We start from the raw sequence: 26,343 nt of genomic DNA on the forward strand, positions 1-26,343 counted from the left end.
TGAACTCGACGGAATACTTTCTAGGCATAGTTCAATCCTTCCTTAGCTGAGGTAGGAACTAAACCCAGGACGCTTCAAGGTGCTTTTTGATGTTGATCCGTCCATCCGGTGCATCGTGCGCGGAAGCAATGGGCTTGAAGCACCTACCGTAGAAGAACTCTTGCCATTCGCATTCAACTGGCGAGATATGGAACAAGAGCAGCGCATCTACATGTGGGAAGGCTACGAGGAATCAATTCGTAGCGGAGAAAAGCAACAAACCATCCGGGTAGATGATCCTTTCCATGAAGGAAGTGCCCACATTGTCTTCGAGAAAGAATCCGGAGAGGTCGTCACCATTCCTGCACAGGTCACGTCCGTTGTCTCTACCCAGCGAAGTGAATTATCGGAAAAGCAAGCTCGAAATGACGGTTTTGGTTCTCTCACCGAGCTTCAGGAAGCGCTAGATACTCACTATCCCGGATTAGCTGCCGATGACGAAGTCGACCTCGTAGAGTTCAAACTCCAGTAATTCAAACAATCTAAAAGCGCACTTACCCTTTTTGTAGAAGCAGTAAAACTACACCAGAGTTTGTGACTTAGGGGAGTGCTTCACATCTGCAAAACCGACGACTAATTTCTTGTTTTTTCTGTGTGTCAGCTCACTAACCAAAAGCCTAGGACACGCACCTGTGCGCCTTGTTTATTGGAGCGCACGGGGATACTGGAGACTACGAGTACGCACTAGACGCAGCCAACAGTGCCGCCAAGCACCTACAGGTAATACAAGCGGAGTTGCCTGCCACTTCCCCACTGGACCGCGACGCCGGCATGCTCGCCAAGTTCGTGCGCGCAGCACAACGAAATCTGTCTCAACAACGACCCGCAGATAATCCCGACGAACTTCTAGACTTAGCCACCAGCCTCAAAGAACGGCTGGAAGGGGCGGATTCTAGGGGTCATTTTTCTTTGGCTAAACGCGGTTTTAGGCCGAATTTCGGCTCTCGACCACGAGCTCTAGGCCACGGGCTTCGTCCTCGTTTGAGAACCAGCCGGTGGCCTTGGTCGGGCTACGCCGCAAGCGGTGGCGCGTTGGGGAAAGCGTCGGTGCTAGTCTCATTGCGTCCGCGGGTGAAATTGGGTAGCCGAAAGTTTAATTGCTGGGATTCTGTAAACTCTGTGTGATTAGATTCACACGCCCCGACAGCGCTTCAAAAAGACCTTCCGGGCGTTATAGGAGCCACCGATAACGCCCGGTCGGGGCCGTTTGGAACGCTGCCGCTACGTCAGAGCCCGAAGGCTCCGCCGCTGACGAGGATCACGATACCGAGGCCGATGAGAACGATGGGAAAGAGGATGTGCTCAAAGCGTTCGAGCACTTCCGCGATCGGGGGGCGGGTTGCGACGAACTTTGCCAGGGCCACCAGGACCGCAACGAGCGCGAGGAAGATAACGCAGTAGGCGACTACTGCGAGAGGTTCCACGCTGAGGAATACAGGGGTGTAGACGCCGATATTGTCGCCACCGTTGGCAAAGGTGACGCCTGCGACTGTCCAAACGCCGACCTTCTTGCCGGCAACCTTGGCCTCGTCATCGTCGTCACCGTCTCCGCGCCAGGCCTGCCATGCGGCCCAGAGGCCGAGGCCCAGAGGGATGAGACCAAAGTATGGAATGGCTGCCGGGGGCAGAAATGCTCCGGCGCCGGTGGTCACAAGGATCGCGGCGACGAGGATGCCCGCGAATCCGAGGTACTGGCCGGCCAGAATGCGGGCGGTGGTGCCGCGCTGGCCTGCCCCTCGCGCGAAGAAGAGGGAGAGCACGATGATGTCGTCGATGTTGGTAGCTGCGAACAGGCCTATCGCCTGCAAGACCGAGGTGAGGATCATGCGTCCTCCCCAGCTGCGTAGCACCCGGGAAGCGTGCAGACGGGATCGATGCACGGGGCGTCTTCGTCTACTGCCAGGGTGGCATCGACCAGTGCTGTCAGTGCCTGTGCCAGGTGCGGATCGGCGATCTCGTATCGTGTCCGACGCCCCTCTGGCTCGGAGACGACAATCCCACAATCGCGCAAGCATGTCAGGTGGTTGGACACGTTCGGGCGTGTCAGGTCCAGATCTCGGGATAGTTCCGCCGGGTAGGCGGGATGGTCGAGCAGGGTCAAGATGATCCGGGATCGAGTGGGGTCGGCCAGTGCACGACCCAGGCGGTTCATCACGTCGAGACGCGAAGCAATAGTCAGCATGCGCTGAACTATACAGCCATCGCTGAACTAGTCAAGTTCCGGGTAGCGGTGCAGCTGTGTGCGCTGCTGAAGAGACAGTGAAAGTAGCAGAGATGGCGCAGATTCCGGCAAAGTTGCAAAAACAGCTGAACCACGCTCGTTTCTGATGATCGGCCCATGTGCGATTTGTGCCGCGCCGAAGGCAACCGAATTGGCTCGAAGTTCCGTAGCGTTGAAAGTTTCCGCTCGAACCATAAGTCACCGGAGGTGCTCACCTTTGACGAACTTGTCGAACGTTCACCGTGGAGCGTGGAGCTTGCCGAGAGGCAGGAAGAGTCGGAAGCGGGATTTCCTGACTTCCCGTTCTCAGGAGCGCTCCTGCTCACGTCAAAAATTTACTTCTGTTATGTAACCCGAGGCGAAACTGCGTGTAACCGGGGTGTTGCCGCGGACCTAATACATCTGGTCAGGAAGTTTCATAAAAGCCCCTCGTCCGTCACGGGGCTTTCAAGAAACATCTTCAATCTTTCCACGAAACCCCTGGCCGGCCGAAGGAAAACGGCGCTCAATAAAAGGAAACTCCCCTAGTGCTTCTCGTCGTTGGAAGCACTAGGGGAGAAGCCACCTGCGGGGGTGCGGGAGTCGTGGCTTTTTGTTTTCCTTCCGTCCGACTATGCGCCGGGGGAAGCGCGCTGCGGACACCCAAAACGGTGCTGTTGCAAAGTTGGGGCAGTAGAAAGACCGGCGTGAAATAATCAGAGCCATGGGCATCTTCTCCGGTCGGCATTTCCCCGTGACATCATCCTGTGGGCGGTGCGGTGGTACTGCCGCTACGGCGTGAGCTACCGCGACCTCGAAGAAATGATGACCGAGCGGGGTGTGCCAGTCGATCACACCACGATCTACCGCTGGGTGCAGAAATACGCCCCTGAGCTGGATAAGCACACTCGCTGGTACCGGCAGGTACCCGACTGGCAGGCCCGGTCCTGGCGGGTGGATGAGACCTATATCCGGGTCGGCGGCACGTGGTGCTATCTCTACCGGGCTATTACCGCCGGTGGGCAGACCTTAGATTTCTACCTCTCACCAAAACGGAATGTGGCTGCGGCCAAGCGTTTCCTGGCCAAGACGCTGCGATCGAATACGACAGCCGGGTCCCCGCGGGTCATCAACACCGACAAGGCACCAGCTCTGGCCAAGGCAATATCCGAGCTGAAGGCGGAGGGAATCTGCCCTCAGACGGTGGAGCACCGGCAGGTGAAATACCTGAACAACGTTCTCGAGGGAGATCATGGCCGACTTAAAAGAATCCTGGGACCGAAGGGGGCGTTCAAAAACCGAATTTCCGCCTACCGGACGTTGAAAGGGATGGAAGCGATGCATTCATTACGGAAAGGTCAGGGCACGATGTTTGCTTATGGGCACCCCAATCCGGACGCGGTGATCGTCAACCGGGTCTTCGAGACGGCCTGAGAACGCCGGCACGCAGCGGCCATCAGGAAATGAGAAACTGGGTCGTCTCGGCTCTCCGCCCAACTTTGCAACAGCACCTTATCGGATTTATTTTTGATGAAAATCATTAGCACAAACAAAAGTGACCTTAACTAACTGCTCTAGTTAAGGTCACTTTTCTTGCATCATGATTTTACGATTTAATTACGCTCAAACCGTAAACGGACGTCCATAGTCAATGTCCTCATTACTCTTTTCCTGGAACGGAGCTAAAAGGTAGCGGCTTTTCCATGGGCAAGGAACTCTCCACAGATAGTAATCATTACCTACATATCCGTCTTCCCGTTGCACTCCTTCTGTCTCAGGTTGGGGGCGTACAACTCCATTAAACTTTTCGGGGATAAGGGCTCTACGACCTACTGGATCTGTCCACTGGAAATCATGTTCCCATCCTTCGTTAAAAGAACACCCATCGAAATAAACTAATACCTCACTCGGGGAACTGAGAGAATGGGGAGGGTTCTCTATCGGAATTTTCTCGTACCAAATGTCATGGTCTACTTTTTTGCCTTTATCAATCCACTCGAGAATCTCTTGCTCATCAAAACTGGCACCTGCAAAAACCTGGATTGCTCCATCAGGATCGGATAGAAAGAAGCGTTTGACGTAGGCGAGATAAATATTAGATATATGCATTGGCCATAGTCCTATTCTTTAACCTTTGCCAGGGATCTTGCGTTTAGCATGAGCTGGACCCTAACACCGCTCCTGACACTGTCCTCGATTCAGAAAGAACAGATACACCACTTCCATGGGCTTGACCGGATCCTCTTCGAAATCCAACAGTTGGCCTTCTTGGATATCCCCAGTCATTCCTGGTGAGATAGCTGCAAGAGCGGCGAGGATACTTTTTAACTCTACCTCTGAAATTGGTGCGTGGTAGCACGAGTTGTTTGAAACAACTCGACAATAACTAATGCAATTTAGTCGAGTCTATAAGACGATACCTGCAAGTAAACACTATAAAACAAAGTTGTTTCAAGTTGTTTTGGAATTGACCAAGTGAATGGAGTGCTATACCGCATGAAGAAAAAGCCCACAGCCAAAGGTGGCTGCGGGCTTGGGGAAGCTCAATGCTTCTAGTGTGTCTGGGGTTATGGGTCTACTGCTTGATAGCAGAGACCTCGAGCTCAATCTTGATCTCCTCGGAGACCAGCACGCCGCCGGTCTTCAGCGGAGCGTTGAAGTCGATGCCGAAGTCCCTGCGGTTGATCTTGGTGGTTGCCTCGAAGCCCAAGCGGGTATTGCCAAAGGGGTCCTCAGCGGTAGCAACGTCTTCAACGTCGAGGTCGACGGACTTGGTGGTGTCCTTAATGGTGAGGTCACCAGTGACGGTGCCGTTGCCATTCTCGTCAACGTTGAGGTTGGTGGCCTTGAAGGTGATCTCCGGGTACTGCTCTACTGCGAAGAAGTCCTCGTTCTTTACGTGTGCATCGCGGTCATCGTTGCCGGTGGAAATGGATGCGGTACGGATGGTGGCCTGAGCGTTGGACTCAGCGATGTTCTCGGCCACGGTTATGGTGCCTTCGAAGTCTGCGAAGTTACCGCGAACCTTGGTGACCATCGCGTGCTTGGCGACGAATCCGATAACGGTGTGGGCTGGGTCTAGTGCGTAGGTACCTGCTGCGAGGGACATGATGAATACTCCTAAAGCTGTTGTTTGCGTTACACCCCACAGTGTACGTACCACTTCTAAATAGTCAACATGTGAAGTAAATAATTCTTGAATGTGCAGGTCAAAGAAGTGTGAATGCGGAAAATCTTAAAAAAGAAAGCCGAATCGAGGGGCGTGTCCTCGATTCGGCCGTGTGGGTTGTGCCTAAGGCTGCCCGACGAGACCAATGTCTGCGATGGTTGCCTTATCGGACTTGGGCAGCTCGGTGATCATGAGGAGGAGGCCGTCGAATTGCTCGGTGGTTTCCTCCAGCTCGATATCTTCCTTGCCGCTTTCGAACTTGCCCCTGGCCAGTTGGTGCAGGGAGCCAGCTTGTGGGTTCTCCGGATTGAAGCTGTCCTGATTTACGCCATAGACGGCGTACCTCGCCCCAGTGGAGTTGGACTGCACCACCGGCAGGACCGCAAGGTGCGTTGGCGTATCCAAGGTGACGAGGACGCCGGTGTCCTCCTCTTCGGTGGACCAAGTGGTGGCCGTTTTGCCGTCGATAAGCGCTGCATTGTCCTTGTTATCAGGGACGGTAACCGCAGAGGAAGGCTGGAGACGCACCGGCGGGGTATCCGGAATGTCCGTGCTGCCGTGGATGGTCTCGCTGACCGAGTTGGATGCCTCCACATTGCTGAGCAGGGACATGATCCAGGTGGTGAGCGCGGCCATTGCTACGACGAAGATGGTGGCGAAGATGCCGATGACGATGACGCCGGAACCGGAATAACCGCGGCCGCCGAAGCCAGGCTCTTGGGCTGGATCATCTTCTTGAGCTGGTTCTTCTTCCGCCTTTACCGGCAGGGCCTCGGGTGCTTCTTCTGGTTCATCCGGTGCGAAGTCGCGCAGGCGCTGGGCGATGCCGGCCAAGGTTAGCGCCTGTGCCTCTTGCAGCTCCTCCATCTTTTCCTCGCGGCTGTCTTCGTCGGCACTATCGAGCGCGTAGTGCGCATCTTCAACGCGCTGAGCGGCCTCGTCCGCGGGAAGGTTGGCATCTTCAGAAATATCGCGCAGCTTCTTTGGCGAAGGTTCCGTGGACTCCACCAGCAGCTCGAGGGCGGAGCTCAAAGCCTCGCGGTCGGTGCCCGCGGAGGTGCCGTCCAGCACGGCGGGGAAGGCAACCTTGACCACACCGTCGGTAGAAACGCGGAAACGGTCGCGATGTTCCACTCCGAGGATGAGGCCGGCATCGTGGGCAGCGGCGGCGTCAGCAAATAGCGGTGCAGTAGCACGAGCCACGGAATGGGGATCGAGGTTATCGGCCTCAGCCACCTGCTTAAGGGAGGTGCCCTCAAACCAATCCGCCACTACCAGGCAGCCAGTGCGATAAGACAGAACTTGGATATTATCCGCCACGGTATCGAGCTCCAGCTCGGCAAGGCGGCGGGTATTGCGCGAAATCTCTGCGGAGCGGCGGGCGGCAACTCCCGGTGTCGATGGCGCAATCGGCGCCAGACTATTGGTATCGACGAACGTCAAGGCGACCAGTCGGCCGGTGGACTGTTCGCGCGCCTGCCAGAACTGCGCACCAGTAACCGCACCGTGATCTTGGAGCAGGCGGAAGCGACCATCCGATACCGGGGCACCCGGCACGAGTCGTGGTCCGCGGACGATACCGGCGGACATCGGCGGCGGTACCAGGGTGGCGTTGAAGGCGTCCTGGGAGAATACCGGTTGAATTTCCGGCACGTCGGGCTCTTCCAACTCGATGGCCTTGGAAGAATCGACCTTGATGAAGCGGGACATGCCCGGGATGCGCTGCAGGGCGCGGGCCAGGTTCTGGACCTCCGGCAAGGAGGACTTGGACAGCACCAAGCCGGTGGCGATGAGGAAGATGATGCCGAGCACCGCGACCTTGATCAGCGAGACGATGGACGGCAGATTCTCCGGGAGGAGGTAATTCACGCCCCAGTACAGCACCCAGGAGACGACCAAGCCCACTAGGCCGGAACCGGAAGCCCACAGCACGGTTTGGGTGACGGCCTTGCCGCCGAGGCTGCCGAGCTTGCGCTTGAGTAGGAAGCCGCCAATGACCGCACCGGAGACGAAGCCAAAGCCATTGGCCGTACCGAGCAGGATCACCACGCGGTCTGGGTTGGACGTCATCAATGGTGCCAAGAGCGTGAGGACGATCTTGGTCAGCGTGATGCCGGCGATGATGAAGGTAGGCGTCCAGGCTTCCTCGCGGGCATAGAACACGCGCAGGTGCAGCAGCACCAAGGCATACGGGATGAGTGTGAAGGCGGAGAAGCTGATGGTCAGGCCGAGCTGCTCGGCGCTCTCGGCGCCGTAGGCACCGTATTGGAAGAGGGCACGGGCGATAGGAACGCCGAAGCCGGTCATGAAGATGACGATGGGGATAAGTGCGATGAAAGTCAGCTTGGAGCCCAGGGTGAGATCGCGGACCACGGCATCTACATCGCCGTCGGCGGCGTTGCGGGACAGGCGAGGCATAATCGCCGTCAGGAGCGTCACGCCGATAACGCCATAAGGCACCTGCAGCATGAGCCAGGCATTCTGATAGACCAGCGGAGCGCCCGCATCCGCGTATGCGGCCACGCGAGAGGTGATTACGTAGCCCAACTGGGAGATGGCTACGTAGGTAATAATGGCCAGTGCCATGCCACCGAATTGCTTGATGCGCGCATCCAAGCCCCATTTGGGGCGCAGGTTAATGCCGGCCTTTTTCAGATACGGCAATAGGATGAGGCACTGCACCATCACCGCCGTGGTGGTGCCCAAACCCAGTAGCATGACGTGTGGATCGGCCACCGGCGTGGGATCATGCGGGTCGAGCTCGCCTGGCAGGATGCGATAAGCCAGCAGCACGCTAATGGAGATGACGTTATTGATTACCGGCGCCCAGGCGCCCGGACCAAAGACATTCTTGGTATTGAGGACGGCCTGGAAGAGGGCGAAGAGGCCGTAGAAAAGGATCTGTGGCAGCAGTAAAAAGGCCAAGGACGTTGCCTGCACGGCATTGGCCTTGGAATCTTCCGGCAGCATCATCCTGGTTAAGAAGGGAGCGAGTACTACGGAGGCGATGGTAACTATGCCCAGGATGGAAAAGGCCAGGGTAAATAGCCGCCGGACAAAGGTTTCACCGCGGTCCGTGTCTTCCTTTTCGGCCCGCACGAGGACGGGCACGACCAGAGAGGTCAGCACCGCACCCAAAACGATCTCGGTGACGAGGTTGGGGATCTGGTTGGCGCTACTAAACGCAGTTCCCACCGTTGCGCCGAGCGTGGCGCCGATGAGCATCTGGCGCAAGAAGCCGGTGATGCGGGATAGCAGCGTCGCGATGGCCATCGTGCCTGTTGCGCGGATGACATCCTGATTGGATGATTCATTGTCCGCGTTGCGTCCAGTGAGCGCGGACTTATCCTCCTCGGGAGGAACGGTGGTGTCCTTCACCGCTGGGGTGGGGCGCTTTTCGGGTACCGGAGCGGGAGGAGAGGCCTGGACGATGCGGCCGCGGGCACCCGCCGGGGCGGGGTGCTCTGCCGGCACGGCGGCATCCTTCGGCTCAACTACACCCGCAGGTGACTTCTCCACGTGTTCGGCCTCGCGGCCAGTCTTATCAGTCATAGAGGATACAACTTCAACTTACTTTTTAAGCCTTTGTGATTTTTTGCGCCGATGGCGGCCTAGCCGGAAGAGCGTGGCTAAGACCAGCGCAAGGGCGCCGGCTATGCCGACGCCATACACACTTACGATACCGGCACGCGTTTGCACAGCGATATTGATGGGCTCGGAGATGGTTTGCTTTTCTGGGGTAGCAAGCCACAGGCCAATGTCCGTGCGATCGGCGTCCTTAGGCATATCGGCGGTCATGGATACAGTAATAGAGCCCTTGGCCGGAATACGGACACTCTTGGGTGTGTTGAGGCGCGCGCCATCGGGGGCGTCGTATTGCAGCTTGGCCTCCACCGGGAGTGGCAGGCCATTTTCTGCCACGATGAGCAGTGGCGATGACTCGGATACGCGGGTATAAACATTGCCCGGTGGGATAAGCGCCACAGAAGATCGCAGATCCCGCAATGTATTCGAATGCACATCCGTGGTGTGCGTGAACCTTCGCCGCGCTTCAGCATTGCTGCCCAAGCTGTCGCGGTTGGTCAGCGAGAGCGCGGCTAGCAGATCCCGGCGCAAAGGCAGGACGAATTCATACGGAGTCAGTGCGATATCTGGATCATCGACCATGATATTCATCAGCTCATCGGTATAGCGGGCCTGCTGCTCCACGCGGACGATATCGGATTCGGCGAAGGCGGCGGGATCACTAAAGGGACTGCCAGGCAGTGACCTCGGAGCGGCGGTCTTTTTCTTGAGGCTGCCGACGGTACGCGGATGGGACTGGCCGGAATTGATAAGCGCTTCGGCGGAGTCAAGCGCGTATTCGGCGGCGCTGGGATCCAGATAATTGGGCAAACGCGCCACGGTGTCATCGCTAGCGGCCAAGCTCAAGGCAGCACCGCCGGTGATGGCGCGGGAAAGTTCGGAATCGAGCGAGTAGTCGTAGCGCAGCTCCGGGTTGGAATAGCCCACCGTCTGTGGCTTGGAGCCGGTTTGGGCCAATAGGGCGCCCAGGGAGGCGTCGAAAGTCACGGCGTGGCCAGGCCACGAGGTATTATCAGCCACCAACGCGGGCAGGGGGAGCTGCTGGTCTACGTAGCCGGAGCCCACCGCGAGCACGGTAGTGGCCGGCTTGGTGCCGAGAATTCGCTCGATGGTGTGATTGCCGCGCTGCAGTCCTTCGTAGGTAAGGAAGGGATTATTCGCCTTGGCTACGGACGAGGCATTAGCGTTTGCCCACGGCATAGACATAAAACAATCGAGTTCCCGAAGGCGCTTGAGCCAGCGGGCGGCGTCTTCTTTGCCAGTGCCGGGTTCAAGGTGCACATCGTCATTATTATTGAACCACGAATCACGCAGGCGCTTAGGACGCTCCGCCTGAGCCGGGCGGTCCGAACCCACCTTATAGCCCTCCGCCATGCGGTTGACCGTATCTAAAAGTGCGGGATCGATGGCTACGCAGCCTGCTCCCCGCAGATCGTGGTCGGCGTAGGTGCTTAACAAGCGGTCGAGTCGACCGCCCTCGGCCAGTTCATCGGCTAGCTCATCAGAGGTGAGAATGAGCTCCTCTCCCCCAGTCCCGCCTGGCACCGCGTCAATATCGGCGCTGATGGGATAGACCACGGTGAGGTCGTGGGGCTTGGGATCCGAGGGGGCATCGCCAAGCGCCTGCTTCTTTCCCTGTACCTGGCCTATTAGGCGTTCTTCCGCAAAGCTGACCGCCTCGCCGCCAACAGTGCCGGTGAGGGTAAATAGCAGTGGATAGGCGCCGGGGTCTTCGATGGCTAGGGTCTGCTCGCCATGTAAGGAGGTGGGTACCTGAAAGGTGATCTCTCGGGATTCGCCGGGCTGCAGGGGTGCGGTGGTCGTGCTGGGTCCGTAATACGGGAATTCGCCGGTGGCCAGCTGTGTGCGGGCCTGCGCGGTATCCTCGACGGCATCGCCACGGCGGCTGGTGAGCTGGAGATCCTCCATGGCTTCATCGGTGGGATTGTGCACGCGGAAGGTAAGCTTCAGTTCCTTGCCCACTGCGAAGGGTTCGGCCGCAATGAGGTCGAGAGTGGCCCGCTCCGGCCCGCGCGCGCCCAACCATGCCTGGATATCCTGCTGTTTTTCCGCAGCCGAATCCATCTGCGCGGCGGCCTCTGGCAGCGGCAGGCACAACCCCCACCCCGCTACCGCCAGGCACCCGCCCATGGCGGCCCAAGATTTCAGGCGTTGGCGCATTACCGTGGGGTCACTTTCCCCGCGGCGGCTTCCTTTCGTGCGAGATCGGGGAGGAGATCATGCGCGATGCGCGCCAGCTTGCGCTCATCGGCGTAAGCCAAGTGCTCGATGAGTTCAGAGACGGGGATCCACGAGACCTCGGTGACCTCTGGATCCTCATCGTTCATAATGCCGTCTACAAAACGCAGCAAGTGGTGGTGCACGGTCTTATGGATGCGCACGCCATCAGAGACGAACCAGTAATCAATCATGCCGAGGTCCGCAAAAACCTCACCAGAAATGCCGGTTTCTTCCCATACCTCGCGTTCAGCGGTGACCTCCTTGGCCTCGCCATTTTCCACGTGGCCCTTGGGCATGGACCACAGCAGGCGTCCGCGGCGGTCGAGGCGGCCGATGAGCGCCACATAGAGCCGAGAAAGGTCGACATTGCCATTGGCATCGACGCACTCCGCCAAGCCGGAGACAACGAGGCCGCCCGCGGAGGTTTCATCGCGGGTTTCCATGGCAGTGGATTGGCCATTGCCACCGCGGTAGGGCTTGCGCTGCTGAGTGGTGCGGCGCGCGCGATTATCCGGCCGGCGGCGCCGCCTGCGCCGAGACCGGTTGCGGTTGCGGCCGCCTCCCTTGGAGGGGCCCTGTTCTTGGTTAGTCATCCCTGCCAATCGTAGTAGACTCTCACCCGTGAATTTTCAGGACACTCAGCTAATCGGCGTTCTTGCCCGCGCGGAATCCACCGTCTCCTCCCTCAGTAGCCTGCTGGGCGGACTGGTGGAGAAATTTGCCGCGCGCGGTTACTCGCTTTACCTCGTGGGCGGCTCTGTGCGCGATGCGCTTTTGGGTCGCTTGGGAAATGACCTGGACTTTACTACCCCGGCCCGCCCCGAGGTGGTCAAGGAGATCCTCGATGAGTGGGCCGAAACCGTGTGGGATACCGGCATAGACTTCGGTACCGTCTCCGCGGCCTATAAGGGCCAGCAGATTGAGATCACTACCTTCCGCTCCGATTCTTATGACGGCCAGTCCCGCAATCCTGAGGTGGTTTACGGTGACACCTTGGAAGGCGATCTTGTCCGGCGCGACTTCAAGGCCAATGCGATGGCCATTGAGCTGCTTGCCGACGCCTCCTTTAAGTTCCACGATCCCCTCCACGGCCTCCAAGACATAGCTGACCGGGTTCTCGATACCCCGGATAAGCCGGAGATCTCCTTCCACGATGATCCGCTTCGCATGCTGCGTGCAGCTCGGTTTGCCTCCCAGCTAGAATTTCGCGTGGCCGATCGCGTCGTGGAAGCCATGCGGGATATGGCTGGCGAGATCCAGCGCATCACCGTGGAGCGCGTGCAGGTGGAGCTGGATAAGCTCATCTGCGGCACGGCCCCGTGGGATGGCATTGATCTACTGGTATCTACGGGAATCGCGGACTATATCTTCCCGGAGATCCCCGCGCTACGCATGACCGCGGACGAACACGCGCAGCACAAGGACGTCTATGCCCACTCGCTCAAGGTGCTAAGCCAGGCCATGGATCAAGAGGAAGATGGTCCAGACCTCGTCCTGCGCTGGGCGGCGCTACTACATGATATTGGCAAGCCGGATACCTTTGATAACACCGATGGCAAGGTCTCCTTCCACCACCACGAGGTGGTGGGCGCCAAGCTCGCCCGCAAGCGACTGCGGAAGTTGAAGTATCCCAAGGCCACCACGGAGTCCATCGGCCAGCTGGTCTATTTGCATATGCGCTTCCATGGGTTTGGGGAAAATCAGTGGACGGATTCTGCCGTGCGCCGCTATGTCACTGATGCCGGCGATCTCCTTCCCCGATTGCACAAGCTGGTGCGCGCCGATTGCACTACCCGCAATGCCAAGAAGGCCCGTCGCCTCCAGCGCACCTACGATCAGCTCGAGGAGCGTATCGAAGAGATCGGCCGTAAGGAGGACCTGGCCCGCGTGCGTCCAGACCTCAACGGCAACGAGATCATGGAGATCTTAGGGATCCAGCCCGGCCCAGAGGTGGGCCAGGCGTGGTCCTATCTCAAGGAGCTGCGCCTCGAGCATGGTCCCCTCGAGCGCGAGGACGCGATTGCGAAGTTGCGCGAGTGGTGGGATTCTAAACAGTGATGTTTGCCGATAGATTATTCAACGCCCTCGAGCGCAATGACCCTGCCCCTGGCCAGCTGCTCATCTCCGCTCCGGGCATGCTTTCGCCGGAATTCGCCCGTTCCGTCATTCTCGTCATTGAGCACAATGACATGATGACCTTCGGCGTGGATCTGACCAAGCGCTCCGAGGTGGCGATTTTCAATGTGCTGCCGGAATGGCTTCCCGTCGTGGCCAAGCCGCAGGCGCTGTATATTGGTGGCCCGCTCAATCAGCAATCCGTCGTAGGGCTCGCGCAGACCAACCAGGGCGTCGATCCGGACAAGCATGACCGACTCACCCGCCTCGCCCCGCGCCTCGCGCATGTGGACCTGCGTGCCGACCCAGAAGAGATAGAGCCCTTAGTCTCGGGCATGCGCATGTTTGCCGGCTACGCCGAGTGGGGCCCAGGCCAGCTCGAGGAGGAAATCGAGGCCGGCGAATGGTTCGTCTCCCCTGCCCTCGCCCAAGACGTTATTACGCCGGGCCCGGCCGACCTCTGGTCCGATGTTATGAAGCGTCAACCCATGCCATTGCCCTTGTACTCCACCTATCCTGTTAACGTGGAAGACAATTAATTCCTATCGCTCTGCAGGCAGTGGGCTACACTAGCCCGCATGCGTGAGGATATTGCACAAGGTGTGCGGGATACCTGGGCCGCCGCCATCGGCCTCATTCCCCTTGGCCTAGCCTTCGGCCTGCTCATGGTCCAATCCGGCTTCAGTTGGTGGTGGACGCCTATTTTCTCCACCGTCATCTACGCCGGCTCGATGGAGTTCCTCGCCATTTCCATGGTCACCGGCGGCGCCACCGCCGTGGCTTCCCTAGTCACCGGTTTCATGGTGAACTTCCGGCATATTTTCTATGGTCTCACTTTTCCTCGCCACCGCATTCACTCGCGCCTGGGCAGGGCTTATTCCACCTACGCGCTTACCGACGAAACCTATGCCATCGTCTCCTCCCTCCCCACCGATGATCGTCCGACCGGGGCCCGGATCCTCACCATCCAAATTTTTTGTCAGGCCCTGTGGGTAGGTAGTGGCATTGTCGGTGCTCTCGCCGGCCAGGTGATTCCCTCTACCGTGCAGGGCATGGAATTCGCCCTGGTGGCGCTCTTCGTCGTGCTGGCGATGGATTCCTTCCGCAATAACCAGGACTTCTCTTTGCCTTTGAGCGCGGCGATGGTGGGGATCCTCGTGGCCGCCTTTGCCCCCGGACAACTCCTTATGGTGGCTCTCAGCGTCTACTTCATCCTGCTCATTATTCGGTACCTCTCCCCACGCGTTGATGCCGCTTTCAGCTTGCGTAGGCGAGGCGACCTGACGCGATTCCGGGAGGAGTGCTAGATGCCCGCTGGAGTTGCCCTTGCTTCCATCGCGGCCGTCCTAGTTCCCATCGGCCTCATTACCGTTGTACTTCGCCAACTTCCTTTCTCCTTTGTGAAATGGATGAAGGATAGTCAGTTCTTTTCTTTACTCGGCATGATGATGCCTGTCGGCGTAATGACCATCTTGGTGGTGTATACCGTCCACGGGCAGGCCGGCGCCCCCGGTGGTATCTGGGCGGCTCTCCTTGGCGTGGTGGTCACCTTCCTGCTTCACCTGTGGAAGCGAGACTCAGCGCTGTCCATTTTCGGCGGAACCGCCTTCTATATGCTCCTCGTCAACGTAGTCTTTTAGCCCTTGCGACTCTTATAGGCCGAACTTGGCGGTGGCTTCGGACCACAGGGCATCGAACCGAGACTGGTCCACGTACTGCGCGCGAATGTCCGGAAAATCATCATAGGTATCCGGGTGAGGGACAACCTCTTGCGGCTGATCTACGTTTCCCGTGGAACTAGTTGGTGTCGCTACCCCGACGATGGCATCCGAGGGATCCAGTGCAATCATGCGCACCATGCGGCAGCTGCTTGCATCGCGCTCTTCCATTTCCGCTATGTGGATCGCTGAGCCCACTCCGGGTACATTCAGTTCGGTTCGTACGTATAGGTAATTTCTCATGGCACTTAAGTTTAGTTACGTGCTGGGGCGCTGTGCGTAGCGGGCCGCTAGCCACGAGCACATCATCAGCTGAACCTGGTGATAAATCATCAACGGGAGGATGAGTAGGCCAAGGGATGCGCCGCCAGAAGCGAAGATGACCGACGCCATGGGTAGTCCCGTGGCTAAAGACTTTTTCGATCCACAGAACTCGATTGCAATGGTGTCGGCGCGATTGAATCCCATCTTTTGGCTTGCCTTTCTGGTGAGCCACAGCATGAAGGCGACGAAGGCAGCAGCGAACACAACTAGGAAAGCCAGATCCCACAGGGAAATAGAGGACCAAATTCCGTCCACCACACCCTTAGAAAAAGCGGAATATACCACCATCGCGATTGAGCCGCGGTCCACGATTTTAGTGGCCTTGCTTTGCGCAACCTTCCCCGCCCAACGCCGAGTAAGTTGACCTAAAACAAATGGCGCCAACAATAGAAGGGCGATTTCGCTGAATACTGACGTATCGATGTGAACTTCTCCCCCAGTTCCCATCAGGAGCATGACGAGCAATGGAGTGATGATTACTCCCACCAAGTTTGAGGCGGAAGCCGATACGATCGCGCCCGCCACGTTTCCTTTCGCGATTGAGGTGAAGGCAACCGAAGACTGCACCGTGGATGGAACCAGCGTGAGGAATAAGATACCTAAGTACATGTCGTGCGATATGACAGCGGTGAGTGGCCGCAGTGCTATGCCTATTAGCGGGTAAAAGACAAAGGTAAAGGCGAGAATTGTGAGGTGTAGCCGCCAGTGTTTTAGTCCGTTGAGGGCTTCTTGAGTGGGAAGCCTCGCGCCATACAAAAAGAAAAGTAGCGCGATGGCTACGTTTGTTAATTGGCCGAATATGTCGGCGAAGTTCCCGCGGGCTGGTGCGATTATCGCAATGATGACCGCCAGGATAATGAGGACAATAAGCGGGTCGGGCTTCTTCAAACGCTGCAGCATGCTAAGAGTTTAAACCCGATTCGTCTTCACATGCTGCAGATACTCGAGCCAAGAAAACACAACCCGTGTAGTTTCACGTGAAACCACACGGAAGATATACTTTAGACCGTAGTGACGTTAGAGCCGTCTTGTTTAACTTCGTATTCTTCCAATGGATCGCGCCCCGGGCCGGAGATTACGCTTCCATCGCTGAGATTGTAGGAGGTGTTGTGTGCCGTGCAGGTTGCCGTCATGCCATCGATCTCGGTGATGGGATTGCGCTGGTGGGGGCAGGTCTGGGAGTAGGCCTTAAACTCGCCTTCCTTGGGCTGGGTGAAGATCACGCCATCGACAATCTTAGCGGAGCCAATCGGAATCTCGGTCGCCGCTATTTCTGCGGACGGAGAGGAGCCACAGGCCGCGGCGTAGGCGCCTGCAAATGTAGTGGCGGTTCCAAGCAAGAACATTCGACGGGAGCACTTAATCATGCCTCTACTCTAGCTTGTCGGTCTTGCGTGTTGTGCCGTTCCCGTTCGCTCGGGTGAAATCAAAGTTTCACGTGAAACTCTGAAGTTAGTCAGCTAGGAGCCCCTCCCACGTTTCCGGAGAGCCACTGGAGGTAGCGACAAGTTCATAGGTGCCGGAGTCAATTCCTAAATCATCTACGATGCTCTCGGCAGTTTGTTGTTCGTGTGCTTCTGCTACGGACGTCGTTGCCTTGTGGTCTTGCTCAGCGTAAGCGCTGATAACAAAAGTTGAAGCGGCGATGGCCGCCAGGGCGGTACTTTTCTTCATGGACTACATTCTGCCCTTTAGGGTACTGATTACGTCCTTAGCCGCTGGGGTTCCATGGCAGTTTTACGCAACCTCTACCCTCCTTCGCAGGAACCAGAATGGGACGATGGACCTACTGTAGGTGCAGTCAAGTATGGGTTGGGCCAGAAGATATGCTGAACTATAATATCGGCTGTTACTAAAACAGAATAAGCAACTGATCCAACTATTAACGTCACTGTGACTAGAACAAAGTGTGTAGCGATAATTCAGTACGAAAGGCATAGCTACAAAAATTCCCCTTCTGGATGGAATGTAATTCTTTTCCAGAAGGGGTTAGTTGCGCAGCAGTGCGTGGCTACCTGTCGGATTCGCGAGCGGCGTGACGGAGCGCGTCGACATCAACCTGGGGGGCGGGTGCTGCGGCGGCCTCTTCCCCACCGCAACCGTCGGAACCACAATTACAGGAGTCTCCGCAACCCTCCTCGTCTGTGTGTGCTTGTTCGTAGAGGAACGCGGCACGTGAGCCGAGGTTGGAACCGATGGAGAGGGCTAGAACTGCGGCCACAAAGGTAAGAACTGGGATAAGCCACATCCAGCCCTCAGCGCGGAGCGCGACGATGCCGCCGAAGACTAAGCAGACGCCGCTAAGGATCCAGAATGGTCCGGCGACGCGATGGGCATTGTCCCATGCTTCACGGGACTTGCGAATTTCCTGCAGGCGTAAACCGATATAACTATTTCCAGGCAGGCGCTTGGTCGAGGCCAAGGCTCCCACGATGATGAAGAAGACGGCGAGGATTAAAAAGATGATTCCCACAGCGATCATGTACTTAGTTTAACCTTGTAGCGCCAAGATAAAAATCGTGGCTGGGGTGAGTGTAATGGCTAGGTCTTCTGTCGGGTAGTATGCCTTTAAGGTCGATCGATAGATATTGAAGCGGCCGTTGCCTCTGTACCGCGCTGTTTCACTCTGGAACTTTTACCAAGGGGCGAAACACCCGATTTGATTGTAAGTACATGAATCTCAAGAAACTCTCGGAATCTCTGTTGTTCCGCATCATCGTCGCCATCATCCTTGGCGTGGTGGTGAGCCAATTCGCGCCCGAATGGTTTGGCCGCGTGTTCGCCACCTTCAATGGACTCTTTAGTAACTTCCTCAATTTCTTTATTCCGGTCCTCATCTTCGCGCTTATCGCCCCGTCGATTGCTGGTCTGGGACGGGGAGCCGGAAAATGGCTGGGTGTTACTGCAGGTATTGCCTACGGCTCAACGATTGTTGCGGGTCTTCTTGCCTACGTACTTGCGCACTGGCTCTACCCCACCATGCTCAGTGGTCAGGATCTGATTACAAATGTCTCCGATATTGATGAGGGGGCACTCACTCCGTACTTCGAGGTGGAAATGGCGCCGCCTTTTGAGGTCATGACGGCTCTCTTGTTGTCATTCTGCATCGGTGTAGCGATGACTACAGTGAAGTCCGATACCTTGTATGCGGTTACAAAGGAATTGGAGAGCGTAGTAGTCAAGGTCATTTGGGGCTTTGTAGTGCCAATTCTGCCCTTCTATATCTTCGGAATGTTCTTGGGCTTGGGCATGAATGGCAATTTGGGCTCAGTGCTTTCGGCCTTCGCGAAGGTCCTGATCCTGGCGGTTGTTATGACTCTGGTCTATCTGGTGCTCCAGTACATTATCGCGGGTGTAATTACCGGCAAGAATCCTTTCAAAGCACTGCGCAATATGGTGCCGGCATATTTCACCGCACTGGGAACCTCCTCTTCTGCCGCCACCATCCCGGTGTCTATGGAGTCCACTTTGAAGAACGGCATTTCGAAGCCAGTGGCAAGCTTCGTTATCCCGTTGTGTGCGACCATTCACCTCTCTGGTTCCATGATTAAGCTGACGCTCTATGCCTTTGCGATTGTGTACATGGCGAACCTGGATATTAGTACGAGCACCGGCCTTGGTTTCATCTTCCTGTTGGGAATCATGATGATTGCGGCACCAGGTGTGCCTGGCGGCGCGGTTATGGTCGCAGCTGGACTACTGGCGGATATGATGGGCTTTGACGATGGCATGGTGGCGCTGATGATCGCGGCCTACATCGCCATTGACTCGGTCGGCACAGCTGCCAACGTTACTGGCGACGGCGCCATTGCGATGATCGTGGACAAGTTCGCGGGCTCCAAGAAGGACCACACCGAAGAGGAATCAGCGGAAGCAACCGCGTAGAGGCTTTTTATAGGGAACCCTCCTCAGCTGCCGAGAGCTGAGGAGGGTTCTTCGCGTCTTCAGGACTACTCTTGAGTCGCTGCCTTCATGCGAGCTACATACTCGGCGAGTTCCTGATGCAATGCTCTCTCGTCGGAAATGCGGCTTGGAGTTCCTTCCACTGGCCTGCCTTCCGCGTCTGTTTCACGTGAAACGTGGCGATCGATAATCTTGGTGATTGCGGAGCCAGTAATGGCGCCCGCTGCCCCAGCGGTCACGGCATCGCGCACGTGTTGCGGCTCGGAAATGCCGAATCCTAGCAGTACCGGAGGTCCATCGAATCTTTTGATGTTGGCGACGACTTCTTCGAGCCCAATAGTTTCGGATTCCTTTTCGGCGCCGGTAACTCCATCTCTCGATACTGCGTAGATATAGCCGCGTGAGCTTTGAGCGACGCCCTCGAGGGTGTGCGCAGTAGCGCGGGCCGGGGCGATAAAGATTGGGTCAATACCGGCCTTTTCTGCTGCGGCGATGAAGGGAGCGCCTTCGCGCACGGGGACGTCGGGAAGCAAGATGCTGTCCGCGCCCGCTTCTGCAAACTCGGCGTAGAAGCGGTCGAAACCCCGAGTGAACGCCACATTGCCGTAGATGAGCATGCCAATGGGAAGCTCGGGAAATTCCGAGCGGATGGTTCGCACCTGTTCTAAGGCGGAATCTACGGTGGCGCCGCCGTCGAGCGCGCGAAGGTGGGAGGCCTGAATGGTGGGGCCGTCGGCCATTGGGTCAGAAAATGGAACTCCTAGCTCCAATGCATCGGCTCCGGCCGCGACGACGGTTCGCACGATGGCCAGCGTGTGCTCCGGCGTGGGATCGCCCAACATGAGGAATGGGACGAAAGCGCCCTCTCCCCTGTTGTGTAGTGAGTGGAATAGGTCTTCGTATCGGGTGCTCATTAGTTCTTCTCCTGGAGCTTAAATTCTGGGTGGTTCTCAAGGGTGTGGCGAACGTAGTCGATGTCCTTATCGCCGCGGCCGGAAAGGGAGACCAAAATGGTGATGTCCTCGTCCTTACGCTTCAAGGCGTAGGCCAACGCGTGAGAGGATTCGAGGGCCGGAATGATGCCTTCCTTAGTGGAAAGAAGTTGGAATGCTTCGAGTGCTTCGGCGTCAGTAATGCCGACATATTGTGCGCGGCCACTGGCGTGTAAGTGCGCGTGCTGTGGTCCTACACCTGGGTAGTCGAGTCCGGCGGAAATCGAATAGGATTCTTCCACTTGGCCGTCCGCGTTGCGCATGAGGTAGCTGCGCGCGCCGTGGAGGATGCCAACCGTACCGTTGTTGATGGTGGCACCGTGCTTGCCGGAGTCTAGGCCTTCGCCGCCAGGTTCGGCGCCGACGAGTTCGACTTCCTCTTCTTCAATAAAATCTGCGAACATACCGATTGCATTAGAACCGCCGCCGACGCAAGCCACTACTACATCCGGTAGCCCACCGGTGCGCTCACGCATCTGGGTCTTAGCCTCTTCAGAGATGACCTTGTGGAACTCTCGGACGATGGTTGGGAATGGATGGGGTCCGGCCGCGGTACCGAGGAGATAGTGGGATTCATGGAAAGTGGCGGTCCAATCACGGAGGGCTTCATTTACCGCGTCCTTAAGAGTTCCGGATCCGGTGTCGACGGCGACGACCTTCGCGCCCATCAGCTCCATACGGAATACATTTGGCTGCTGTCGGGCCACATCTTTCGCGCCCATGTACACCACGCACTCGAGATCCAGTAGTGCGCAAGCAAGTGCAGTAGCGGTGCCGTGCTGGCCCGCTCCGGTCTCCGCAATAATGCGTGTCTTCCCCATCCGCTTTGCTAGCAGTGCCTGGCCGAGAACTTGGTTCGTCTTGTGTGCTCCACCGTGTACGAGGTCCTCACGCTTGAGGAAGATGCGCGCCTTGCCCCCGAGGTTCCTCGCCTCTGTAATTGGTGTGGGACGGCCGAGATAGTCACGCAATAGCGCGCTTAGCTCTTTGTGAAAGGCTGGGTCGTTTTGTGCTTCGACAAAAGCCTTCTCAAGTTGGTCGAGTGCTGGGATGAGGGATTCGGGGACGAACTGTCCGCCGAATTCACCAAAGTATGCCGGAAGGAGCGTTTCACGTGAAACTGTCATCGTTCTCTTCTTTCTATGGGTGTGTGTAGTTTCGGATGGTGCTAAAGGCTTGGGCGATCAATGAGGAGTCCTTGCGGCCGGGCGCATACTCCAAGCCTGAGTTGAGGTCCAGTCCCGAGGTTCCGACTCTCAGCGCCTCTTCGAGGTTCTCTACCCGGAGTCCTCCGGCGAGGAGAGCTTTCTCCTTCACTTCAGGGGGAATCGTCCGCCAGTCAAATGTGGTTCCCGTCCCGCCACTGCCGGAGTCGAGGACAAGAGCGCCTACCTCTGGTACTAGGTACGGTGTCAAGGCAGCGAAGTCAGTGTTATTCATGTCGATGGCCCGCCAAAGGCTAAGACCGTCAGCGACGCCGCGAACATCTTGAAGGAATTCCAACTCTGCTTCCCTACTGCCTTGGAATGGGGCGTGAAGCTGGAGAACTTTGAGGCCGGGGATCCTGGCTAGGTTTCCTAGCGTCTCCAAATCCGTAGACCGCGTCACGGCTACGTACTCCAACTCTGGTTCCGTGGAAATGATGCTTTGTGCGGTTTCACGTGAAACACTGCGGGACGAATCCGGTGCGAAGATGAGGCCTCCATAGCGGGCTCCAGCAGCGCGGGCTGCTTGTGCGGAGGAGGCGGTGGTAAGGCCACATACTTTATTGGTACCAAAGACGAGGTCGCGCGCCGCCCGATCGATGTCCTCCTGGGAGGTGAGCTGCGAGCCTACAAGGAAGGCATGCGCGTAGGCTCCTAACCGGCGGACGGTGGCGTTATCGCGGATTCCAGATTCGGAAACTATCACCTTTCCGTGTGGAACATGACGGGCTAGGCGTTCGGTGCGGCCTAAATCAATGCTGAGATCGTGGAGATTGCGGTTGTTGATGCCGATGATATCGACGCCAAAATTCACCGCGCGATCGATTTCGTCCTCGGTGATGGCTTCAGTCAAGACGTCAAGGCCGAGTTCTTCCGCCAGTGCCTTGAGCTCACCGTAGGTGTCATCGTCGACGATAGACATCATGAGCAAGATGGCATCGGCGCCGTAATAACGCGCGGCATAGACCTGGATGGGATCGACAATGAAGTCTTTGCACAGCACCGGCACATGGGTGGATAGCGCGACAGTCTGTAGATGGTCATAGTCGCCGCCAAACCGATCGGGCTCGCACAAGACCGAGATGGCGGAGGCGTAGCGAGAGTAGATCCGGGCAATATCGCCCGGGCGATAGTTCTCGCGAATTTTGCCAAGGGACGGCGAGGCAGACTTGCACTCTAAGATGAAGCGGTTGGTGCCACGGAGGGCGTCGGCAAGCGAACGCTCCGAACGTGGCACGCTAGCTAAGTCCACATGGGATAGCCGCTCCCGGAGTGCGGGCAGGTGAGTGCGGCGCTGGGCGACGATCTCCTCGAGCACCGTAGGTAAAGTATTTTCCGACATCAACTCTCCTCCCCTACGGCATAGTTGGTGTTCTCGTGGAGCGCGAGCCAATCTTCAACAGTGCCGCTGCTAATCAGTTCCTTTACGTGAGTGACTCCCGCCGCGATAGTCTCCGTGGTCCCGTTGAGGTAAAACATGGCGCCGGCGGTGGCGGCAATGGCGTCACAATGGGCGGGCTCGCCACGGCCGGCAAAAACCGCACGGAGGGCTTGGGCATTGGCGGCGCCGTCGCCGCCGGCTAGGTCCGCTAGTTCGTGGCGCTTGATGCCTAGGTCTTCTGGGGCGAGCTCATAAGAGACAATCTCGCCGTCGTTGAGCTCCCAGACCTGTGTCGTGCCGTGGGTAGCGATCTCATCCGTGCCAGCACCATGGACGACCAAGGCGCGTTCCCGGCCGAGCTCTCGGAAGACTTCCGCGATGAGTTGGCCTTGGGCCGGGTGTGCGATGCCCATGATTTGCAGTGATGGGCGTCCTGGGGACAGGAGGGGACCTAGTGTATTGAAGATGGTGGGGATGCCTAGCGCCTTGCGCACCGGTTGTACGTGGGCGACCGCTGGGTTGTAGGCTGGCGCGAATAGGAACGTGAAGTTGGAAGCTTTAAACTGGCGCACTGCCCGGGCGGCGTCTAGGTCCAGAGGGATATTCAGGGCTTCGAGAACATCGGCCGATCCCGACTTGGAAGAGACCGAGCGGTTCCCATGCTTGATCATCTTCACTCCCCCGGCGGCGGCAACGAGGGAGGCGCCCGTAGTGATATTGATAGTATTCGCGCCATCGCCCCCAGTGCCGGCCGAATCCATGAGTCCTTTTCCAGTGATGGGGAATGGATAGCCCACTTTCAAGAAAGCTTTGGCCGCGCCGGCAATGTCTGCGAAGGTCTCGCCGCGGGTGCGGATATGGGTAAGTAGCGCCGCGATATGAATATCGTCGTAGTCGCCCACGGCCAAGGGGGTAAATACCTCCATGGCTTCTTCGATGGTGGGCTGAGAATTATTCAGGAAGGCTTGCAAGGTACGCAGGGGTGTGTGATTCATTTTAGTGCTCCGTATCCATAGTTGGGGGTGTATATAGTTGGTTAATGCAACGCTCAAGCATGGCGGGGCCGCGGGGCGTAAGGATGGACTCGGGGTGGAACTGCAAGCCGAGGGCCCTACCGTCGTCCGTTTCGGCTGCCATGGCTACCTCTCCGATGTCTGTGGACGTACGCGCGAGACAACGCATCCCCCGAGGGAGGTCCGTACATCCAAGCGAGTGATAGCGCGCCACCGGAACTTGCGTACCTAAGTGATCCGGTTGGTCCGGTTCGGTATCGGTGGCAAGGCCCTGAAAGACGGGGTGCATAACGCCGGCCTCGGTCAGGGTCATCGGGAGGGACTTCCCGTGTACGGGGCCGCACGGTTCGACCGCGCCGCCGTGGTGCTCGAGTAGCGCTTGGAAGCCGAGGCATACGCCGAGGATCGGGGTGGTGCCTAGGGTGGCGTCGATAAGTTCCATCATGCAGCCGGCATCCCGAGGATGACCGGGGCCCGGGGAAAGCACAATAATGTCGGGTTGCGCGTGCAGCACGTCGTGCACCGCTACGGTATTGCGAAACACGGTGGTATCGAATCGAGCGAGGGCATCGACGAGGTTGTAGACAAAAGAATCGTGGTTATCCAGAAGGACAATATGCGGCGAGCTCATCGCTGTACCTCCAATTCGGCTCCGTGTGCCATGGCGATGGCATGGAGGACGGCGTAGGCCTTATGCACCGTTTCATCGGCCTCGGCTTGCGGCACTGAATCCTTGACCACGCCGGCGCCGGCCTGCACAACTGCGGTGCCGTCCTGGACGTAGGCCGAGCGGATGACGATGCAGTTATCCATGGCTCCATCGCCGCGCAGGTATCCCACCGCCCCGCCATAGGAGCCGCGGCGCTTTCCCTCCGTGCAGCGCACCAGTTCGGTGGCGCGAAGTTTGGGCGCTCCCGTAAGCGTTCCCATGTTCATGCACGCGCGGTAGGCATCGAGCGCATCGAAGTCCGGGTGGAGCGTCGCCGTGACGCGGGAGACCAAGTGCATTACTCGCGAGTAGCGGTCAACGTGCAGGAGTTCTGCCACCTGCCGGCTGCGGGGCACGGCCACGCGAGCGAGGTCATTGCGCGCTAGGTCTACCAGCATCGTGTGTTCCGCAATCTCCTTCTGGTCTGTACGCATGTCCAGCTCGTTGCGGATATCTAGTTCATGGTTGATGCTGCCATCCGGGTTGAGCCCGCGCGGCCGGGTTCCGGCGATGGGATAGAGCTGAATCTGCCCATCTTCCGGCGTGAACTTGAGATTTGATTCTGGCGAGGCGCCGAAGAGCTCATAGACGGCACCGCGGACGTAGAACATATAGGGCGAGGGGTTGGTCTCGCGCAGCGCCCGGTAGGCAGCCAGGGCGTTGGGGCATTCCACGGTGAAGGCGCGCGCGGGCACTACTTGGTAGATATCGCCGGCGTGAATATTGCCTTTAAGCTTGTCGACGTCCGCCCGAAACCCCGCATCATTCACATCGGCCACCGCCCGGATCTTTTCCCTTTGCGGCGCCGTGGGACGAGCAGCCACCGGCAGTGAGGCAAGAGAATCCAACTCTTCCTGCAGGCGCTTGTCGTCGATGTCCCAGCCTTCTAGGTGTGCAGTTCCTTGTAGGTGGTCGACTGCGAGGACCGTTTGGGCTACCAAGAATTCAAAGTCCGGGTAGGTGTTGGCCCCGGGCTCAACCTCGGGCAGTTCCTCGAAAGTAGCGAGGTAGTCATAGGCGAATCCACCCCCAAGGAACGGCAATAAAGGAGAGGAATAATTGGCTTCTAATTGCAGGAACCGCAAAATATCGGCGGTAGATTCGGCAAGAAGCCGTTCCCGCTCGTCGGGCTGTGTGGACAGCGAGAATTCGAAAACCGCAGCGGTCGTTTCACGTGAAACTAGGCGATGGTGGAACCGGTCCTCGAGGGAAGGAAGGAGCGTCTCCCCTGCTTCCGTGAGAGCGCGTACCTCGACCCTCTGGCCGTAGCACGTTACTTTCAGGGCCGCCTTGAGTACGGCAAGGCAATTGAGATTCTTCTTGGTCTCAATGTCTGCGCTCTCGAGCAATAGGGAGTCGTGCGGTTGTGCGAGGCCGTCAAAGATTGCGGCCGCATCGCTGCTGTAGGAGATATCGCGAGTGGCGGTGTATGGCATTGCAGTGCCCTTTCGGTGGGTGAGGGAAACCGGGAAATGGATAGTGAGCTTCCGCGAGCAGGGGCACTAAAACGCAAAAAGGCCCGCAGAATGCGAGCCTAAAAATGGGAGGTGGAATAAGGCCCGCGGGTTACGCGCGCCACCACCAAGCAGTAGTCATCTTCTTCATATCGGTCATACTAACCTACGTTTCTATAGCCTGTCAGGTAATCGATAAAAATATTCATCCTCTCCCCCTATGCGCTTGTGCTTGGCGCCGAACCAAGAAAACCAGCTAACGAATCGCGGTACTGTGGAGTGCATTCACGCAATG

General features: G+C 57.7%; 23 protein-coding genes and 2 pseudogenes. 7 read left to right on the plus strand and 18 right to left on the minus strand.

From position 1 onward, the window contains the following. Nucleotides 1-79: 79 nt before the first annotated feature. A complete protein-coding gene (locus tag QP971_RS08475; RefSeq protein ID WP_284811410.1) occupies nucleotides 80-511 on the plus strand; it encodes an ASCH domain-containing protein in 432 nt (143 codons plus the stop codon). A gap of 754 nt (nucleotides 512-1,265) precedes the next feature. On the opposite strand, the gene QP971_RS08480 is transcribed toward QP971_RS08475, so the two are convergent. Together QP971_RS08480 and cmtR are read right to left on the minus strand one after the other, a co-directional pair. Continuing rightward, nucleotides 1,266-1,865, minus strand: a complete 600-nt coding sequence (locus QP971_RS08480; protein WP_049361033.1) for a cadmium resistance transporter — start codon at nucleotides 1,863-1,865, stop codon at nucleotides 1,266-1,268. Further along, nucleotides 1,862-2,221, minus strand: a complete 360-nt coding sequence (cmtR, locus tag QP971_RS08485) for a Cd(II)/Pb(II)-sensing metalloregulatory transcriptional regulator CmtR (protein ID WP_003849933.1) — start codon at nucleotides 2,219-2,221, stop codon at nucleotides 1,862-1,864. The genes QP971_RS08480 and cmtR overlap by 4 nt, the downstream gene beginning before the upstream one ends. A gap of 742 nt (nucleotides 2,222-2,963) precedes the next feature. Here cmtR and QP971_RS08490 point away from each other — a divergent pair. Further along, a pseudogene (locus QP971_RS08490) lies at nucleotides 2,964-3,673 on the plus strand (IS6 family transposase). 189 nt (nucleotides 3,674-3,862) lie between these two features. Here QP971_RS08490 and QP971_RS08495 read toward each other — a convergent pair. The 5 genes and pseudogenes from QP971_RS08495 to QP971_RS08515 form a co-directional block, all read right to left on the minus strand. Continuing rightward, the gene (locus tag QP971_RS08495) at nucleotides 3,863-4,348 is read right to left on the minus strand and encodes a hypothetical protein (RefSeq protein WP_248099349.1); all 486 of its coding nucleotides are present in this window, start codon (nucleotides 4,346-4,348) and stop codon (nucleotides 3,863-3,865) included. Between the two features lie 466 nt (nucleotides 4,349-4,814). Next, a complete protein-coding gene (locus tag QP971_RS08500) occupies nucleotides 4,815-5,348 on the minus strand; it encodes a YceI family protein (protein ID WP_284767160.1) in 534 nt (177 codons plus the stop codon). A gap of 183 nt (nucleotides 5,349-5,531) precedes the next feature. Then, complete coding sequence (gene murJ / locus QP971_RS08505; protein ID WP_284811407.1) at nucleotides 5,532-8,960, minus strand: murein biosynthesis integral membrane protein MurJ; 3,429 nt, start codon at nucleotides 8,958-8,960, stop codon at nucleotides 5,532-5,534. A gap of 18 nt (nucleotides 8,961-8,978) precedes the next feature. Continuing rightward, nucleotides 8,979-11,174, minus strand: a complete 2,196-nt coding sequence (locus tag QP971_RS08510) for a DUF6049 family protein (protein ID WP_284811405.1) — start codon at nucleotides 11,172-11,174, stop codon at nucleotides 8,979-8,981. Further along, nucleotides 11,174-11,677 (minus strand): annotated as a pseudogene (locus tag QP971_RS08515) (NUDIX hydrolase); the annotation flags it as partial. The gene QP971_RS08510 and the pseudogene QP971_RS08515, both read right to left, overlap by 1 nt. 178 nt (nucleotides 11,678-11,855) lie before the next feature. Here QP971_RS08515 and QP971_RS08520 point away from each other — a divergent pair. From QP971_RS08520 to QP971_RS08535, 4 genes are read left to right on the plus strand one after another with little or no spacing between them, the layout of a single operon-like run. After that, entirely contained in the window at nucleotides 11,856-13,292 is a 1,437-nt protein-coding gene (locus QP971_RS08520; protein ID WP_284811403.1) for a CCA tRNA nucleotidyltransferase, read from the plus strand. Next, nucleotides 13,292-13,888, plus strand: a complete 597-nt coding sequence (locus tag QP971_RS08525; RefSeq protein ID WP_239230176.1) for a YqgE/AlgH family protein — start codon at nucleotides 13,292-13,294, stop codon at nucleotides 13,886-13,888. Before QP971_RS08520 ends, QP971_RS08525 begins: the two co-directional genes overlap by 1 nt. 39 nt (nucleotides 13,889-13,927) lie before the next feature. Beyond that, entirely contained in the window at nucleotides 13,928-14,656 is a 729-nt protein-coding gene (locus tag QP971_RS08530) for an AzlC family ABC transporter permease (protein ID WP_284787920.1), read from the plus strand. Continuing rightward, nucleotides 14,657-14,989: a branched-chain amino acid transporter permease gene (locus QP971_RS08535; RefSeq protein WP_239274575.1), complete on the plus strand. Its 333-nt coding sequence runs from the start codon at nucleotides 14,657-14,659 to the stop codon at nucleotides 14,987-14,989. Between the two features lie 12 nt (nucleotides 14,990-15,001). On the opposite strand, the gene QP971_RS08540 is transcribed toward QP971_RS08535, so the two are convergent. The 5 genes from QP971_RS08540 to QP971_RS08560 all read right to left on the minus strand — a co-directional run bounded on the left by QP971_RS08540 (nucleotide 15,002) and on the right by QP971_RS08560 (nucleotide 17,873). Further along, the gene (locus QP971_RS08540) at nucleotides 15,002-15,310 is read right to left on the minus strand and encodes a hypothetical protein (protein ID WP_239274576.1); all 309 of its coding nucleotides are present in this window, start codon (nucleotides 15,308-15,310) and stop codon (nucleotides 15,002-15,004) included. A 15-nt stretch (nucleotides 15,311-15,325) separates the two neighbouring features. Further along, the gene (locus tag QP971_RS08545; protein WP_284811401.1) at nucleotides 15,326-16,291 is read right to left on the minus strand and encodes a bile acid:sodium symporter family protein; all 966 of its coding nucleotides are present in this window, start codon (nucleotides 16,289-16,291) and stop codon (nucleotides 15,326-15,328) included. Nucleotides 16,292-16,392: 101 nt separating this feature from the next. Next, entirely contained in the window at nucleotides 16,393-16,758 is a 366-nt protein-coding gene (locus QP971_RS08550; RefSeq protein ID WP_284787925.1) for a Rieske (2Fe-2S) protein, read from the minus strand. An 85-nt stretch (nucleotides 16,759-16,843) separates the two neighbouring features. After that, the gene (locus QP971_RS08555; RefSeq protein WP_284787927.1) at nucleotides 16,844-17,065 is read right to left on the minus strand and encodes a hypothetical protein; all 222 of its coding nucleotides are present in this window, start codon (nucleotides 17,063-17,065) and stop codon (nucleotides 16,844-16,846) included. Nucleotides 17,066-17,402: 337 nt separating this feature from the next. Continuing rightward, the gene (locus QP971_RS08560; RefSeq protein ID WP_284787928.1) at nucleotides 17,403-17,873 is read right to left on the minus strand and encodes an SdpI family protein; all 471 of its coding nucleotides are present in this window, start codon (nucleotides 17,871-17,873) and stop codon (nucleotides 17,403-17,405) included. 191 nt (nucleotides 17,874-18,064) lie between these two features. On the opposite strand from QP971_RS08560, the gene QP971_RS08565 reads away from it, so the two are divergent. Then, entirely contained in the window at nucleotides 18,065-19,276 is a 1,212-nt protein-coding gene (locus tag QP971_RS08565) for a dicarboxylate/amino acid:cation symporter (RefSeq protein WP_284787930.1), read from the plus strand. 65 nt (nucleotides 19,277-19,341) lie between these two features. Here QP971_RS08565 and trpA read toward each other — a convergent pair whose 3' ends face one another. From trpA to QP971_RS08595, 6 genes are read right to left on the minus strand one after another with little or no spacing between them, the layout of a single operon-like run. Then, on the minus strand, nucleotides 19,342-20,208 hold the full coding sequence (gene trpA, locus QP971_RS08570; RefSeq protein WP_284811398.1) for a tryptophan synthase subunit alpha: 867 nt from the start codon (nucleotides 20,206-20,208) through the stop codon (nucleotides 19,342-19,344). Next, a complete protein-coding gene (gene trpB / locus QP971_RS08575) occupies nucleotides 20,208-21,413 on the minus strand; it encodes a tryptophan synthase subunit beta (RefSeq protein ID WP_284811396.1) in 1,206 nt (401 codons plus the stop codon). Before trpB ends, trpA begins: the two co-directional genes overlap by 1 nt. A gap of 13 nt (nucleotides 21,414-21,426) precedes the next feature. Continuing rightward, nucleotides 21,427-22,833 (minus strand): bifunctional indole-3-glycerol-phosphate synthase TrpC/phosphoribosylanthranilate isomerase TrpF, encoded by a 1,407-nt coding sequence (gene trpCF, locus QP971_RS08580; protein WP_284811395.1) that lies wholly within the window; start codon nucleotides 22,831-22,833, stop codon nucleotides 21,427-21,429. Continuing rightward, on the minus strand, nucleotides 22,833-23,867 hold the full coding sequence (gene trpD / locus QP971_RS08585) for an anthranilate phosphoribosyltransferase (protein ID WP_284811392.1): 1,035 nt from the start codon (nucleotides 23,865-23,867) through the stop codon (nucleotides 22,833-22,835). Before trpD ends, trpCF begins: the two co-directional genes overlap by 1 nt. A gap of 1 nt (nucleotide 23,868) precedes the next feature. Then, the gene (locus tag QP971_RS08590) at nucleotides 23,869-24,516 is read right to left on the minus strand and encodes an anthranilate synthase component II (protein ID WP_284811390.1); all 648 of its coding nucleotides are present in this window, start codon (nucleotides 24,514-24,516) and stop codon (nucleotides 23,869-23,871) included. Beyond that, entirely contained in the window at nucleotides 24,513-26,030 is a 1,518-nt protein-coding gene (locus QP971_RS08595; protein ID WP_284811388.1) for an anthranilate synthase component 1, read from the minus strand. The genes QP971_RS08590 and QP971_RS08595 overlap by 4 nt, the downstream gene beginning before the upstream one ends. Between the last annotated feature and the right edge of the window lie 313 nt (nucleotides 26,031-26,343).

Origin of the sequence: Corynebacterium marquesiae (genome assembly GCF_030229635.1) — a bacterium.
Lineage (GTDB): Bacteria > Actinomycetota > Actinomycetes > Mycobacteriales > Mycobacteriaceae > Corynebacterium > Corynebacterium marquesiae.

Excerpts from the sequence above, each read along its gene's own strand:
- QP971_RS08480 (WP_049361033.1), bottom strand. The coding sequence starts at position 1,865 with ATGATCCTCACCTCGGTCTTGCAGGCGATAGGCCTGTTCGCAGCTACC.
- cmtR (WP_003849933.1), bottom strand. The coding sequence starts at position 2,221 with ATGCTGACTATTGCTTCGCGTCTCGACGTGATGAACCGCCTGGGTCGT.
- QP971_RS08495 (WP_248099349.1), bottom strand. The coding sequence starts at position 4,348 with ATGCATATATCTAATATTTATCTCGCCTACGTCAAACGCTTCTTTCTA.
- QP971_RS08500 (WP_284767160.1), bottom strand. The coding sequence starts at position 5,348 with ATGTCCCTCGCAGCAGGTACCTACGCACTAGACCCAGCCCACACCGTT.
- murJ (WP_284811407.1), bottom strand. The coding sequence starts at position 8,960 with ATGACTGATAAGACTGGCCGCGAGGCCGAACACGTGGAGAAGTCACCT.
- QP971_RS08510 (WP_284811405.1), bottom strand. The coding sequence starts at position 11,174 with ATGCGCCAACGCCTGAAATCTTGGGCCGCCATGGGCGGGTGCCTGGCG.
- QP971_RS08525 (WP_239230176.1), top strand. The coding sequence starts at position 13,292 with ATGTTTGCCGATAGATTATTCAACGCCCTCGAGCGCAATGACCCTGCC.
- QP971_RS08530 (WP_284787920.1), top strand. The coding sequence starts at position 13,928 with ATGCGTGAGGATATTGCACAAGGTGTGCGGGATACCTGGGCCGCCGCC.
- QP971_RS08535 (WP_239274575.1), top strand. The coding sequence starts at position 14,657 with ATGCCCGCTGGAGTTGCCCTTGCTTCCATCGCGGCCGTCCTAGTTCCC.
- QP971_RS08540 (WP_239274576.1), bottom strand. The coding sequence starts at position 15,310 with ATGAGAAATTACCTATACGTACGAACCGAACTGAATGTACCCGGAGTG.
- QP971_RS08545 (WP_284811401.1), bottom strand. The coding sequence starts at position 16,291 with ATGCTGCAGCGTTTGAAGAAGCCCGACCCGCTTATTGTCCTCATTATC.
- QP971_RS08550 (WP_284787925.1), bottom strand. The coding sequence starts at position 16,758 with ATGATTAAGTGCTCCCGTCGAATGTTCTTGCTTGGAACCGCCACTACA.
- QP971_RS08555 (WP_284787927.1), bottom strand. The coding sequence starts at position 17,065 with ATGAAGAAAAGTACCGCCCTGGCGGCCATCGCCGCTTCAACTTTTGTT.
- QP971_RS08560 (WP_284787928.1), bottom strand. The coding sequence starts at position 17,873 with ATGATCGCTGTGGGAATCATCTTTTTAATCCTCGCCGTCTTCTTCATC.
- QP971_RS08565 (WP_284787930.1), top strand. The coding sequence starts at position 18,065 with ATGAATCTCAAGAAACTCTCGGAATCTCTGTTGTTCCGCATCATCGTC.
- trpA (WP_284811398.1), bottom strand. The coding sequence starts at position 20,208 with ATGAGCACCCGATACGAAGACCTATTCCACTCACTACACAACAGGGGA.
- trpB (WP_284811396.1), bottom strand. The coding sequence starts at position 21,413 with ATGACAGTTTCACGTGAAACGCTCCTTCCGGCATACTTTGGTGAATTC.
- trpCF (WP_284811395.1), bottom strand. The coding sequence starts at position 22,833 with ATGTCGGAAAATACTTTACCTACGGTGCTCGAGGAGATCGTCGCCCAG.
- trpD (WP_284811392.1), bottom strand. The coding sequence starts at position 23,867 with ATGAATCACACACCCCTGCGTACCTTGCAAGCCTTCCTGAATAATTCT.
- QP971_RS08590 (WP_284811390.1), bottom strand. The coding sequence starts at position 24,516 with ATGAGCTCGCCGCATATTGTCCTTCTGGATAACCACGATTCTTTTGTC.
- QP971_RS08595 (WP_284811388.1), bottom strand. The coding sequence starts at position 26,030 with ATGCCATACACCGCCACTCGCGATATCTCCTACAGCAGCGATGCGGCC.